Source organism: Mycobacterium sp. (genome assembly GCF_035697385.1).
Lineage (GTDB): Bacteria > Actinomycetota > Actinomycetes > Mycobacteriales > Mycobacteriaceae > Mycobacterium.
In genome coordinates, this window is sequence record NZ_DASSCY010000166.1 from 1 (window position 1) to 13,247 (window position 13,247).

Annotated in this window: 13 protein-coding genes; 4 read left to right on the plus strand and 9 right to left on the minus strand. The window is 67.3% G+C overall.

Translation table 11 applies throughout. From position 1 onward, the window contains the following. Positions 1 to 27: 27 nt before the first annotated feature. Entirely contained in the window at positions 28 to 891 is an 864-nt protein-coding gene (locus VFH65_RS13770) for a sigma-70 family RNA polymerase sigma factor (protein ID WP_353322254.1), read from the plus strand. 10 nt (positions 892 to 901) lie between these two features. Beyond that, a complete protein-coding gene (locus VFH65_RS13775; protein WP_353322246.1) occupies positions 902 to 1,489 on the plus strand; it encodes a DUF4126 domain-containing protein in 588 nt (195 codons plus the stop codon). Positions 1,490 to 1,535: 46 nt separating this feature from the next. On the opposite strand, the gene glgC is transcribed toward VFH65_RS13775, so the two are convergent. Beyond that, positions 1,536 to 2,750 carry a glucose-1-phosphate adenylyltransferase gene (gene glgC, locus VFH65_RS13780; protein WP_353322247.1) on the minus strand — a complete coding sequence of 405 codons (1,215 nt, stop codon included), beginning with the start codon at positions 2,748 to 2,750 and terminating at the stop codon, positions 1,536 to 1,538. A gap of 95 nt (positions 2,751 to 2,845) precedes the next feature. On the opposite strand from glgC, the gene glgA reads away from it, so the two are divergent. Beyond that, positions 2,846 to 4,045 carry a glycogen synthase gene (gene glgA / locus VFH65_RS13785; RefSeq protein ID WP_353322255.1) on the plus strand — a complete coding sequence of 400 codons (1,200 nt, stop codon included), beginning with the start codon at positions 2,846 to 2,848 and terminating at the stop codon, positions 4,043 to 4,045. Between the two features lie 9 nt (positions 4,046 to 4,054). Here glgA and VFH65_RS13790 read toward each other — a convergent pair whose 3' ends face one another. From VFH65_RS13790 to VFH65_RS13820, 7 genes are all read right to left on the minus strand, one after another. Beyond that, complete coding sequence (locus VFH65_RS13790) at positions 4,055 to 4,222, minus strand: DUF3117 domain-containing protein (protein ID WP_003406247.1); 168 nt, start codon at positions 4,220 to 4,222, stop codon at positions 4,055 to 4,057. A gap of 105 nt (positions 4,223 to 4,327) precedes the next feature. Beyond that, positions 4,328 to 4,921: a DNA-3-methyladenine glycosylase I gene (locus VFH65_RS13795; protein ID WP_414688411.1), complete on the minus strand. Its 594-nt coding sequence runs from the start codon at positions 4,919 to 4,921 to the stop codon at positions 4,328 to 4,330. A gap of 2 nt (positions 4,922 to 4,923) precedes the next feature. Further along, on the minus strand, positions 4,924 to 5,295 hold the full coding sequence (locus tag VFH65_RS13800) for a DivIVA domain-containing protein (RefSeq protein WP_353322248.1): 372 nt from the start codon (positions 5,293 to 5,295) through the stop codon (positions 4,924 to 4,926). A gap of 126 nt (positions 5,296 to 5,421) precedes the next feature. Then, positions 5,422 to 6,363, minus strand: coding sequence for a glucosyl-3-phosphoglycerate synthase (locus tag VFH65_RS13805; RefSeq protein WP_353322249.1), 942 nt, complete (start codon positions 6,361 to 6,363; stop codon positions 5,422 to 5,424). Continuing rightward, a complete protein-coding gene (gene folP, locus VFH65_RS13810; protein WP_353322257.1) occupies positions 6,360 to 7,184 on the minus strand; it encodes a dihydropteroate synthase in 825 nt (274 codons plus the stop codon). The genes VFH65_RS13805 and folP overlap by 4 nt, the downstream gene beginning before the upstream one ends. 126 nt (positions 7,185 to 7,310) lie before the next feature. Beyond that, positions 7,311 to 9,092 (minus strand): long-chain-acyl-CoA synthetase FadD6, encoded by a 1,782-nt coding sequence (fadD6, locus tag VFH65_RS13815; RefSeq protein WP_353322250.1) that lies wholly within the window; start codon positions 9,090 to 9,092, stop codon positions 7,311 to 7,313. Between the two features lie 57 nt (positions 9,093 to 9,149). Continuing rightward, positions 9,150 to 9,710 carry a TIGR00730 family Rossman fold protein gene (locus VFH65_RS13820; RefSeq protein WP_353322251.1) on the minus strand — a complete coding sequence of 187 codons (561 nt, stop codon included), beginning with the start codon at positions 9,708 to 9,710 and terminating at the stop codon, positions 9,150 to 9,152. 28 nt (positions 9,711 to 9,738) lie between these two features. Between VFH65_RS13820 and VFH65_RS13825 the strand changes: the two genes are divergently transcribed. After that, a complete protein-coding gene (locus tag VFH65_RS13825; protein WP_353322252.1) occupies positions 9,739 to 11,829 on the plus strand; it encodes an ATP-binding protein in 2,091 nt (696 codons plus the stop codon). Here the strand turns inward: VFH65_RS13825 and VFH65_RS13830 are convergent. Beyond that, positions 11,826 to 13,163: an HNH endonuclease signature motif containing protein gene (locus VFH65_RS13830; RefSeq protein ID WP_414688412.1), complete on the minus strand. Its 1,338-nt coding sequence runs from the start codon at positions 13,161 to 13,163 to the stop codon at positions 11,826 to 11,828. The genes VFH65_RS13825 and VFH65_RS13830 overlap by 4 nt on opposite strands. Between the last annotated feature and the right edge of the window lie 84 nt (positions 13,164 to 13,247).

The window sequence follows — 13,247 nt, forward strand, 5'->3', positions numbered from 1 at the left end:
CCGGCGCCTCCGGTCCGTCATAGAGATATGACGCCTGGCACGACGCAGCCGTTCGAAGAGCATCGCGCACACCTACGCGCGGTCGCCTATCGCATGCTGGGCTCATTCAGCGAGGCAGACGACGCCGTGCAGGAGGCGTGGCTGCGGATGAACCGCACCGACGTCGGCGACGTTCACAATCTGCGCGGATGGCTGACGACCGTCGTCGCGCGCATCTGCCTGGACACGCTGCGCGCCCGCAGCGCACACCCTGAGCAGCCGCTCGACGAGACGGTGAGCGACCACGTCGCCCGCGACGCCGTCGACCCGGAACAAGAGGCCGAGCTCGCCGACTCCATCGGCGTGGCGTTGCTCGTCATCCTGCAGACGCTGTCGCCTGCCGAGCGGCTGGCGTTCGTGCTGCACGACATGTTCGATCTGCCGTTCGCCGAAATAGCACCGATCGTCGGCCGGTCGGAGAACACGGCCGCCCAGCTCGCGGCGCGCGCCCGACGGCGAGTACGCGGTAAAACCCCTGAGCCCGCAGGCGATTTCGTGCGTCAGCGGCAGCTCGTCGAGGCGTTCCTCGCCGCGGCCCGCGACGGCGATTTCGACGCGCTGCTAGCGGTGCTCGACAGCAGTGTCGTGTTGCGCGTCGACGCGGCTGCGGCGGGCGCCCCGACCACCATCCGAGGCGCGCGAGACGTGGCCGCCAACGCGCAGATGTTCTCAGCGAACGCACGGTTCGCCGAGCCGGCCGTGGTTGACGGCGCCGTCGGGATCGTCGTCGCCCCTCAGGGCAAGCTGGCGCTGGTGCTGCGCTTCAGTGTCGTCGGCGACAAGATCACCGAGATCGACATCGACGCCGACCCGCAGCGGCTGCGTCGCTTCAGTTTGGCTGCGCTGGGCTGATAATGCGTATGTGGAGTTGCTGACGGGCCTCGGGCTGGCCACCGCAGCGGGATTGAACGCCTACATCCCGCTGCTGGCCCTTGGCCTGCTGTCCCGGTTCACCGACCTGGTGACGTTGCCGCACGGCTGGGCCTGGCTGGAGAACGGCTGGGTGATGACGATCGTCGCCGTTCTGCTCGTCATCGAGATCGTCGCGGACAAGATCCCTGCGCTGGACAGCATCAACGACGCCATCCAGACGTTCGTCCGGCCCACAGCCGGTGGAATCGTGTTCGGGTCGGGCACGTCGGCCCAGACCTCTGCGGTCACCGACCCGGGTGCGTTCGCGCAGTCAGGGCAATGGATCCCCGTCGTCGTCGGTGTGGTTGTCGCGCTGGCGGTGTCGCTGACCAAGTCGGCTGTGCGCCCTGCGGCCAATGTTGCGACGGCGGGAATGGCCGCACCGGTGCTCAGCACTTTCGAGGACGCCACCAGCGTCGGCCTGGTGTTCTTGGCGATCCTGGTACCGGTGCTGGTGTTGGTGGCCGTCATCGCGCTGGCGTGGGCGGTGTTTCGGATCCTGCGCCGACGCCGTCGCAAGTCACGAGCAGACGTATAAGTACCCGACACGCCGCGAAAATGGGAACCTTTGCGTCTGCTCGCGCTTAAATCCAGACGCCCTTACCGACCGCGACTACTCCCCCTGCGCTGATCGCGAACCGTTCGCGGTCCTTCTCCAAATCCACGCCGACCATCTCGCCCGGACCCACGACAACGTTCTTGTCGAGGATCGCGTGGCGCACCACTGCGCCGCGGCCCACCCGGGTGCCCGGCATGATCACGCTGCCCTCGACGATCGCGCCGTCGTCGACGACGACGTTGGACGACAGCACCGAATTGCGAACTGACGCAGCGGAAATGATGCTGCCCGCCCCGACGACCGACTCCTGCGCCGAACCGCCGTTGACGAACTTCGCCGGCGCCAGGTTCTCCGACTCACCGCGGATCGGCCAGCGCTTGTTGTAGAGGTTGAACACCGGGTGCACGGACACCAGATCCATGTGAGCGTCGTAGAACGCGTCGAGCGTCCCGACGTCGCGCCAGTAGCCGTGGTCGCGTTCGGTGGCGCCCGGCACCTCGTTGTTGGAGAAGTCGTAGACGGCGGCCATGCCGTCGGCGACGAGGCGCGGGATGATGTCGCCGCCCATGTCGTGGTCGGAGTGGTCGTCGTCGGCGTCGGCGCGGATCGCGTCGATGAGCACCTTCGTGGTGAAGATGTAGTTGCCCATCGACGCGAACGTCTGCTCGGGATCGTCGGGCGTGCCGGGCGGGTCAGCCGGTTTCTCGATGAAGCCGCGGATGCGGCCCGACTCGTCGGCGTCGATGCAGCCGAACGCGGTGGCTTCAGCCCGCGGCACGCGGATGCCGGCCACCGTCGCGCCCGCACCGCTTTCGATGTGGAACTGGACCATCTGCTCGGGGTCCATGCGATACACGTGGTCGGCACCGAACACGACGATGTAATCCGGGTCCTCGTCGTAGATCAGGTTCAGCGATTGGTAGATGGCGTCGGCGGAGCCCGTGTACCAGCGTGGGCCGAGCCGCTGCTGGGCCGGAACCGGCGTGATGTACTCGCCGGCAAGCCCCGAGAGCCTCCAGTTCTGCGAAATGTGGCGATCCAGCGAATGCGACTTGTATTGGGTGAGCACGCAGATTCGCAGATATCGAGCGTTGACGAGATTCGACAGGACAAAGTCGATCAGTCGGTAGGCGCCGCCGAAGGGAACCGCCGGCTTGGCACGGTCTGCCGTCAACGGATAAAGCCGCTTGCCCTCCCCGCCGGCTAGGACGATGCCCAGCACGTGTGGCAACTCCCTCATGCTCCAAACCTATCGGTCGGCGCCTACCAGGGCCAGCATTCGCACCATGTCTGTCAAGGTATTTGGCGCTTGCCCCGAAGACGTTCAAAACAAGGCTGCATACGCGCGGCACGGAGATTACCGTCGTCACCATGCGGGTGGCGATGATGACTCGGGAGTATCCACCCGAGGTCTACGGCGGGGCCGGCGTTCACGTCACCGAGCTCGTGGCGCAGCTGCAGCATTTGTGCGAGGTCGACGTGCACTGCATGGGCGCGCCGCGTCCCGGCGTATTCGTCGCGCAGACCGATCCGGCACTCAAGGGCGCCAACCCGGCGCTGGCGACGCTGTCGGCGGACCTGAACATGGTCAACGCAGCATCGCAGGCGACGGTCGTGCATTCGCATACGTGGTATTCCGGGCTGGCCGGCCACCTGGCCGCGTTGCTCTACGGGGTTCCGCACGTGCTGACCGCGCATTCACTCGAGCCGATGCGGCCGTGGAAGGCCGAGCAGCTCGGCGGTGGATACCGGGTGTCGTCGTGGGTGGAGAAGACCGCTATCGAGGCCGCCGACGCGGTGGTCGCCGTCAGCTCGGGCATGCGCGACGACGTCCTGCACACCTATCCCGCCCTTGACCCCAACCGGGTGCACGTGGTGCGCAACGGGATCGACACCGATGTCTGGTACCCCGTCGATCCAGAGCCCGGCGACTCTGTGCTCGAGGAGCTCGGTGTCGACTTCAACCGGCCCATCGTGGCGTTCGTCGGGCGGATCACCCGGCAGAAGGGCGTCGCCCACCTGATCGCCGCGGCGCACCACTTCGCGCCCGAGATTCAACTGGTGCTGTGCGCGGGCGCGCCGGATACTCCTGAAATCGCGGCGGAGGTGACGGCCGCAGTGCAAGAACTGGCCCGCGCCCGTAGCGGGGTGTTCTGGGTGCGCGAGATGCTGCCGATCGTCAAGATCCGTGAAATTCTTTCAGCAGCAACGGTTTTCGTGTGCCCATCGGTATATGAACCGCTCGGCATCGTCAACCTTGAGGCGATGGCGTGCGCGACGGCGGTGGTGGCCTCTGATGTCGGTGGCATCCCGGAGGTGGTGGCCGACCGTCAGACCGGGCTGCTGGTTCACTACGACCCGAGCGACCCGGCGTTCTTCGAGCGGCGGTTGGCCGAAACAGTCAACTCGCTGGTGGCCGAGCCCGAAAAGGCCCGGCAATACGGCGTGTCCGGCCGGGCGCGCTGTATCCAGGAATTCTCCTGGGCCCACATCGCCGAGCAGACGCTGGAGATCTACCGCAAGGTGTGCTCGTAGGCGTGCGGCCTAGCTGGTGACGCCCTTGAGTTCGTCGCCGAGGGCGGCCGCTTCATCGGGGGTCAGTTCGACGACGAGTCGCCCACCGCCCTCTAGTGGTACCCGCATCACGATGCCGCGCCCCTCCTTGGTTGCTTCCAGTGGACCGTCGCCGGTCCGGGGCTTCATGGCCGCCATCGAGTGCTCCCTCCACATGAGCTGGCCCGCGTCGGGCTAGTGAACTTCCCCCTATTGTTCCCTATCGGCGGGGTTCGGTGTGCAAAGACCCGGCTAAGGGCCTCCTCACGAGGCGGCTTTGATGGCTGGAACCCAACAGTCGGCGACGTGATCGTCGACCATTCCGGTGGCTTGCATCAACGCGTAGGCGGTCGTGGGCCCGACGAATCGGAAGCCCCGCCGCTTCAATTCCTTGGCCATCGCGGTCGATTCGGGGGTCACCGCCGGAACCTGTGACATGTCGGCGGGGCGGGGTCGCGGCGTCGGCGCGAACGACCACAGCAGTTCACCGAGATCGACGTCGAGATCGGCCGTCGCGCGCGCATTGGCGATGGTGGCATCGATCTTCGCGCGGTTGCGCACAATCCCCGTGTCGGCCATCAGCCGGGCGATGTCTTTGTCGGTGAAGCGGGCGATGCGTTCGATGTCGAAGCGGTGGAATGCGTGCCGGAAGTTGTCCCGCTTACGCAGGATGATCAGCCACGACAGCCCACTTTGGAAGGCCTCCAGCGTGACCCGCTCGAACAGCGCTGCCGAGTCGCGCAACGGCTGACCCCACTCGGTGTCGTGGTAGTCGCGGTAGAGGATGAAATCGGCTGGCGCCAAACGTGATTCGTCGATCCAGCCGCAGCGCACCCGCGCATCATCGTCAAGGCCCACTGTCACGGTTGCTCCCCGCCCTCGGACGGCAACGCATGCGCGCCTTCAGCAGGTGCGTCGGCATCTTTGGATTCGTCGACGAGACCGTGTGCCGCGCGCACTGCGGCGAGCTGGCCGCGCAGCTGGTCGAGTTCCTGCCCCAGCCGGTCGAGCACCCAGTCCACCTCGCTGGTCTTGTAGCCGCGCAATGTCTGGGTGAACTTGACGGCTTCGACGTCGGCGCCGGTGACGCCGGAGGCAGGCAACACGGTGGCGGTGGTGGCACGTGGCAGCGGCGGCAGCGGTTCGCCGCGACCGAACAGGACACTGCCGATGGCGAACAACACGATGCCCACGAGGACCAGCACAACCAGATACAGCAGAACCAGGGTCACGCCCTCGATACTGCCCGACGGGTGCGACAGCGGGCGCACCTGTCTGCGCCGAAATAGAATTCCTGGTCGCGATTCGGCGCTTTTGGCAGCCCGGAATTCTATTTCGCGGGTTTGGAAGCGCCCCCGCTAGCGCAACGTGTTCATCGGCGGCCGGTCGGTCAGCGACACTGTCGACGAACGCGAGGTGTAGTCGTCGCCGTCGGCGAAGAACTGCGTCAGGCCCACGCCCGAGTCCGGAACACCACACCGCGACAGCAGCGTGGCGATGACCTGGCGGCTCATCGTCGCCAGCTCGGTCAGCGGCCGGTTGCGGTGCGTCCGCACGCCGAGGTTCACCTGGGCGATCGCGTCGAGACCGAGCCGGTCGTAGGTGTCGATCAACAGGCCGATTTCCACGCCGTAGCCGGGCGCGAACGGCACTGCCGTCAGCAGCTCCCGGGTGCCAGCGTATTCACCGCCCAGCGGCTGCAGCAGGCAGCTCAACTCGGGCCGCAGCGACGCCAGCAGCGGTCGCGCGACCAGCTCGGTGACACGGCCGCCTCCGTTGGCGTCTTCGCTCCCGCTGACCTTCAGTGGTCGGCGGTAGAAGCCCTTGACCAGGTGCACGCCGTCGGTGGTGAGCAGTGGGCCGACCAGCTTGGGCACGAACATCGGATCGGGGTCGATCAGGTCGGAGTCGACGAACACGACGATGTCGCCGGTTGTGGCGGCCAGCGACCGCCACAGCACTTCGCCCTTGCCGGGTTGCGGCTGCACTTCTGGCAGCGCGACCTCGCGGCTGATCACCCGCGCACCGGCCGCGAGCGCGCGGATCTCGGTGTCGTCGGTGGAGCCGGAGTCCAGCACGATCAGCTCGTCGACGAGCCCGCCGAGCAGTGGCGTGATGGTCTCGACGACGCTTCCCACGGTTTCTTCTTCATTGAGGGCAGGCAGCACCACCGAGATCGTGCGCCCGCACTTGGCGGCCTCGAGCTCAGCGATCGTCCACGTCGGCCGGTTCCAGCTGTGATCGGCCAGCCACCGTGAGGTGACGACTTCCGTGCCGGGCAGTTCTGGTGTCAGTGTCATGCCAGTCCCCTCACCGTTCGCGTTGGTGGACGCACACCCTGGATCGACGCGACCATCTCCAGCACGCGTCGTGTGGGCCCCACCTCGTGCACACGGAACATGGCGGCGCCGTCGGCGGCGGCCATTGCCGTCGCCGCCAAGGTGCCCTCCAGGCGTTCGGTCAAGCCCACACCGAGAGTTTCCCCGACAAAGTCCTTGTTGCTCAGGGCCATCAGGACGGGCCATCCAGTGTTTACAAGGTCTTTTACGTGGCGCAACAAACTAAGACCGTGATAAGTGTTCTTGCCGAAATCGTGGGTCGGGTCGATTAGCACGGCGTCACGGGACACCCCGGCGGCCACCGCACGTTCGGCGGCGGCGGTTACTTCTGCGATGACGTCGTCGACGACGCCGCGCTCGGAGATGCCGTAGTTGACCCGGAACGGACGCGTGCGCGGCTCTGCGCCGCCGGTGTGAGAGCACACCAGACCGGCGCCGAACTCGGCGGCGACCTCAGCCAGGCCCGGGTCGTGACCGCCCCAGGTGTCGTTGATCAGGTCGGCGCCGGCCGCGCAGGCCTGTTTGGCAACCGCCGCGCGCCAGGTGTCGACGCTGATCAGCTGGTCGGGATAGGTGTCGCGCAGCCATTCGATGAACGGCACGACGCGGGCGACCTCCTCGTCGACGTCGACGGAGTCGCCGGGTCCTGCTTTGACGCCGCCGACGTCGACGACGTCAGCCCCGTCTTCGATCACCCGATGCGCTGCGGCCTTGGCGGCCTCATCGGTGAAGGTGGCGCCGCGGTCGTAGAACGAGTCCGGAGTCCGGTTCACGATCGCCATGATCAGGGCGCGATCACCGGCCACCGAGCGGCCGCAGAAGGTTGACTGCACGCCTTCCAGGCTACGGGCCAGGGATTTGTGTGCGTTTTGTTGCGCTCGTCAGCGCTCCTGAACGCACACAAATCGCTAGTTCTTCGGCTTCTTGCCGTCCTTTACCTCGTCCGGATACTCGTCGTAGAACGGCACATAGCCCTCCTCGCGACCGGCCAGCACGTAGATGGGGTCGTCGATGTCCGCGCTGTAACCCTCTTTGCGCAGATCCACCTTCTGGCTCTTGAAAGTCGACGTGTGCGCCAGTTCCTTCACCACCCGAACGAAGAGCGGCACCGCGTAGCCGGGCAGGCGCTCGTATGCGGCCTTGGCCAGGGCCTTGCCGTCGAACTCCTCGCCCTCCTTGAGCTGGATGGCGGCCATGCCTGCGCGCCCGCCGGTGCCCTCGACCTCGACGCCGAAAACGGTGCTCTCCTCGACCTGAGGATCGGTGGCCACGGCGGCCTCGACCTCGGTGGTGGCGACGTTTTCGCCCTTCCACCGGAATGTGTCGCCGAGCCGATCGGTGAACGCGGCGTGCCCGAAGCCCTGCGAGCGCATCAGGTCGCCGGTGTTGAACCAGACGTCGCCGTCGCGAAAAGCGTTGCGCACCAACTTCTTTTCGCTGGCCTTCTTGTCGGTGTATCCGTCGAAGGGCTGGAAGTTGCTGACCTTGCTCAACAGCAGGCCGGGCTCGCCGTTGCGGACCTTGCGGACGCGGCCGTCGTCGCCGCGAACCGGCTCACCGGTATCCCCGTCGTACTCGACGAAGGCCACCGGCGTCGGGCAGATGCCGGTGGACCGCGGCACGTTCAGCACGTTGACGAACGCGGTGTTGCCCTCGCTTGCGCCGTAGAACTCGCACACGCGCTCGATGCCGAATCGCTCGGTGAACTCGTCCCAGATCGCCGGGCGCAACCCGTTGCCGCAGATCACCCGCACCTTGTGTTTGCGGTCGGTGTCCTTGGGCGGCTGGTTGAGCAGATACGCGCAGATCTCACCGATGTAGACGAAGGCGGTGGCGTCGTAGCGGATCACGTCGTCCCAGAACTTCGACGCCGAGAACGACTTGCCCAACGCCAGCGTCGCGCCCGAGTTGAGCACCGCCGACAGCGCGACCGTCAGCGCGTTGTTGTGGTAGAGCGGCAGGCAGCAGTACAGGGTGTCGTTGCTGGTCAGCCTCATTCCGAGGCCGCCGAATCCGGCGAGTGCTCGAAGCCACCGGTAGTGCGTCATCACGCTGGCCTTCGGCATGCCGGTGGTGCCCGAAGTAAAGATGTAGAAGGCCTTGTCCTTGGCCAGCACCGCCGCCGTCGTCGCCGGATTGGTGGTCGGGGCGGTGGATGCCAGGCGCTTGAACTCGTCGATGGTCACCAGGCCCTCGGTGTCGGCGCCGCTTTCGGTGATCGGCTCGACGAACTCGGTTGCGGCAACGACGATCGTGGCGGACAGCAGTCCAAGGCTGTGCTCGAGCACATCGCCGCGCTGGTGGTAGTTCAGCATTCCGGAAATCGCGCCGCACTTCACTGCGGCCAGCATCAGCAGCACCGGTTCGGGCGAGTTGCGCAGCATGATGCCGACGACGTCACCGTGGCCGACTCCGCGCGCGGCCATGACCGCGGCGTAGCGGTTGACGGTCTCGTTGGCCTCCCGGTAGGTGATCTCCTGGTCGTCGAACTTCAGGAACACCTTGTCGGCGTGGCGGGCGGCGCGGTCTTGGAATACCTTGCCGATCGACGTCTTGGCCGACGGGCGAGCGCCGAAGCCGGTGATGACGCCGCGCAGAATCGTCGGCGTGTCCAGCAGCAGGCCGGGCACGTGGGTGATGATGTCGAACAACCCGATCGAGTTGCGGGTCTCCGACTTCTGCTCGGTCATGCGCTGCGTCCCCTCCGCTGTTGTTTTGTCGCACACCCTAACCACAGGTGACAGGCGTCACCCGGCCGGTGCGCACAGCGCCATCGCCACCTCGACGTCGTCGACCACGACCAGCCGGTCCAGCGCACCCTCGGCGACGTATCCGCTGTCGACCAACCCGTGCAACCAAGCCAGCAGGCCGTCGTAGTGCCCGAGCGGGTCGAGCATGACAACCGGCTTGTCATGCATACCCAAATAGCCAGCTGTCCAGGCTTCGAAGAATTCCTCGAGTGTTCCGATTCCGCCCGGCAAGGCGATGAAGGCGTCGGCGCGGTCCTCCATGATCTGCTTTCGCTCGCGCATGGTGTCGGTGACGATGAGCTCGTCCGCGTCGACGTCGGCGACCTCGCGGTGCACCAGAGCCTTGGGGATGACGCCGACGGTGCGTCCGCCGCGCGCCCTGGCCGCACCGGCCAACGCGCCCATCGCCGACACGTTGCCGCCGCCGGACACCAGCGTCCAGCCGCGCTCGGCAACCGCTTCGCCGACGGTGACGGCCAGCGTCAGCAGTTCGGGATGCGTTGGCCCTGACGCGCAATAGACGCACACCGCCCATTCGCGGTCGAGTTCTGGGGACACACGCACAACGTAGTCATAGACTCCGGCGGTGCCAGTCGAGTGGGTGACCGCGCCGCACGAACCGGCACTTGAACTGCTCGAAACCGGGTTACGGACGCGCACCGGCGCGGTGCTGATCGGTCCGGGCGGTGTTGGCAAGACCACGTTGGCGCGCGCGGCCGTCGAGCGGCTCGGTGCCCGGTTGACCCGGGTCGACTGGGTGGCGGCGACGACGCCGAAGATTCCGTTCGCCGCCTTCAACCACCTCATCGAGGTCCCCGAGACGGGCAAGACGGCCGCGGTGCTGCGAGCCGCGCGCGAGTCGCTGAGCGACGGGCGGATGCTGGTCGTGGACGACGCGCATCTGCTCGACAGGCTGTCGGCGGCGCTGGTCTATCAGCTGGCGGTCAGCGCCAAGGTGACGCTCATCGTCACCGTCACGGCAGACGGACCCGTGCCGGACGAGATATCGGCGCTGTGGCGCGACGATCTGCTGGCCCGCGTCGACGTTGAGCCTCCCGGCCACGACGACAGTCGGCTGGCGACCCAGGTCGGGGAGTTCGTCGCGGCCCTGCCGACGGCGGCTCATCGGGTGCTGGAGTATCTGGCCGTCCAGGACCCGGTGCCGCTCGCCGACATGTCCGCGCTTGCCGGGTCCGACGCCGTCGAACAAGCCGAGGCGTCCGGGGCGGTCGTGGTCGATGGGCACCAAGTCCGTTCGGCTCACCGGCTTTTCGTCGATGCAGTCGGCGATGCGCTGGGTGGCCCCGAGCAGCGCCGGCTGCGCACCGAACTGGTCGACCGGCTGGCCGCTGCACCGCCGGGCGGCGTTGTCGACCGCCTAAGGCTGGCGGTGCTGGCGCTGGACAGTGATCGGCCCCGGCCGGTGCCCGAGCTCATCGCCGCCGCCGAGGAAGCGCTGCGCCTTGGCGACCTGGAAGTGAGTGAGCGGCTCGGCCGCGCCGCGGTTGCGCGGGCGCCCGGCTTGACGGCCTGCCTGCCGCTGGCCTACGCGCTGGCGTGGCAGGGCCGCGGATTGGACGCCGACAGGGTGCTCGCCGAGGTCGATCCGGCGGAGCTCTCGGAGACCGAGCTGATGGCATGGGCGTTGCCGCGCGCCGCCAACCAGTTCTGGATGCTTTCGGAGCCGGAGCGGGCGACTGCGTTTCTGCGGACGACACGCGGCCGCGTCTCGTCACCGGCGGCACAGACCACCCTCGACGCATTGTCTGCGACGTTCGCGATGAACTCCGGCAGCCCCAGTCGCGCCAAGCAGATCGCCGACGAGGTACTGGCGTCGCCGTCGGCCGACGAGGTCGCGGTCGGCTGGGCCGCAGCAGCAGCGGCTCTGAGTGCCGCGCGGATGGGCCGTTTCAACGAGGTGGACACGATGGCCGAGCGGGCGATGGCCGCCGGGCACCCGGGACTGCTCCGGTTCACGAGCGGATTCGGCCAGACCACTGCGCTTTTGATGTCCGGCGAATTGGACCGGGCACAGGAGCTGGGTCAGCAGTTGACCGACTTCGCGCAGCTGCAGCAGCCAGGCCGGGCGATCGGTCAGGTGCTGGTGGCCGATGTGCTGATCGCCAAGGGTGACCTCGAGGCCGCGGTGGCATTGTTACGGCGCGCGGCCGCGGCGCTATCGCCGACGGGCTATTCGTGGGGTCCGCTGGCCTTGATGCTCTTGGCTCAGGCGCTGGGCCAGCAGGGCGCCACCGCCGAGGCCGGAAAAGTCTTGTCCCGCGCGGAATCTCGGCACGGATTGAAGTCGATGCTGTTCGCGCCAGAGCTGGCGCTTGCGCGTGCGTGGACGATGTCGGCGCGCCGCGACCCGCACGGAGCCATTGCGGCAGCGCGTGAGGCGGCACGCAATGCCGAACGCGGCGGTCAGTCGGCGGTGGCGCTGCGCGCCTTGCACGACGCGGTGCGGCTCGGCGACATCCGCGCGGCCGACGGCATTGTCCGGCTCGGTGTGGACTGCGCGTTCGGTCGGCTGGCTCTCGATCATGGCCGCGCGTTGGTCGCCGGCGACAGCGCCGGCCTTCGCGAGGTGTCGCAGCGCTTGGCCGCGATCGGCATGAAGCGCGCGGCCGCCGACGCAGCGGCCCAAGCAGACGCGGCGGCACAGGCGGACGGCTAAGCCGCGTCGCCGTCGGGGTCGATGAGGTACCTCTCGGGGTGGTGGTAGTGATTCACCCGGGTCTGTCCACTGTCGAGGTGTGGGGGTGGGATCCATTCTGTGGTGCCGTCTTTGCGTTTTCGCGTTTTCCAGCCGCCGGTTTCGACGAGCAGGTTGTGTGGTTTGCAGGCCAGGGTGAGGTCGTCGATGTTGGTCAGTCCGCCGTCGGCCCAATCCTTTTCCGCGTGGTGGACTTGGCAGCCGTAGCCGGGCACGGTGCAGCCTGGATGGGTGCATCCGCGGTCTTTGGCGTGCAGCACGATGCGTTGTGCGGGGGTGGCGATGCGTTTAGAGCGGCCCAAATACAGCGGCATGCTGGTGTGCTGATCGAACACGCTCAGGTAGTGATACGACATCGAGGCCAACCGGATCACCGTTGACATCGGCAGCAGGGTGCCGCCGGCGGTGATGGCGTGCCCGCGACCGGATTCGAGTTCTTTGAGCGTGGTGGACACGATCATCGTGCACGCCAGCCCGTTGAGCCGACCCAACTGGCCCGAAGCCAGCACCGAGCGGCCCATCGCGGTCAGCGTGTCGTGGTTGCGCTGACCCGGGCTGCGGGTGTCGTTGTCGATGGCGTCTTGGCTGGGAGTGCCGCTCACGCACGGGGATTGGTCGGCGGGATTGCACATCCCCGGTGCGGCCCATTTCGCCTGCACCGCCTCCAGGGTGGCGCGCGCCTCGGGATCCAGCAGCCCGTGGCACTTGCTCAGGCCGTCGCGGCCCTGGGGCTCGATGGTGAAATAGCGTTTGCGGGCCCGGTCGGCATCGCTGGGTTCGGGCCCGTCCTGATCGATCAACGCTGCCAGCCTGGCGGCGGCTTTACCGAACTGGGTGGGCCCTAATCCGGTGGCGATGCAGCCCAGGTCGGCTTCGGCGGCCTCGCGGGTCTGATAATCGACGTGGGCGGGCAGGTCGTCGAAAAACGTGGTGATGACCTTGAGGTGTTCGGGCCCGATGTCACCGCGCTGCTGTGCCGCGGCGACAGTCGGCAGCTTGGGCGGCAGCGGCTCACCGGTCAGCGCGGTACGCGGCCCGAGCAATTCGGCATCGGTGAGGCGTCGGTGCGCCTCGGTCTTGGAGATCCGCAGCCGGCTGCACAGCACATCGGCCAGCGAGGCGCCGCCTAACGCGGCCGGTGAGGCCTCGACGGCCAGCCGGGCCAGCATGCGGTGCTCGACGGCGGGCAACGCCCACGCCACGGACTTGAGGCGGTCGAGCTGGGCAAGCAGTTCCGGATGGGTCAACTCATCGGCCGACCCCGACTGCACCATCGCCACCCCGGCAACGATCATGTCCACACCGGCGACCCACGCCCCGCGATCGTGACCGCCCACCAACTCCACACTTCGAACACTAGTTCGAAACACCGACAAATT

Excerpts from the sequence above, each read along its gene's own strand:
- glgC (WP_353322247.1), bottom strand. The coding sequence starts at position 2,750 with ATGAGGGAGTTGCCACACGTGCTGGGCATCGTCCTAGCCGGCGGGGAG.
- VFH65_RS13830 (WP_414688412.1), bottom strand. The coding sequence starts at position 13,163 with ATGATCGTTGCCGGGGTGGCGATGGTGCAGTCGGGGTCGGCCGATGAG.
- fadD6 (WP_353322250.1), bottom strand. The coding sequence starts at position 9,092 with ATGACCGAGCAGAAGTCGGAGACCCGCAACTCGATCGGGTTGTTCGAC.
- folP (WP_353322257.1), bottom strand. The coding sequence starts at position 7,184 with ATGGCGATCGTGAACCGGACTCCGGACTCGTTCTACGACCGCGGCGCC.
- VFH65_RS13790 (WP_003406247.1), bottom strand. The coding sequence starts at position 4,222 with ATGGCGGCCATGAAGCCCCGGACCGGCGACGGTCCACTGGAAGCAACC.
- VFH65_RS13770 (WP_353322254.1), top strand. The coding sequence starts at position 28 with ATGACGCCTGGCACGACGCAGCCGTTCGAAGAGCATCGCGCACACCTA.
- VFH65_RS13805 (WP_353322249.1), bottom strand. The coding sequence starts at position 6,363 with ATGACACTGACACCAGAACTGCCCGGCACGGAAGTCGTCACCTCACGG.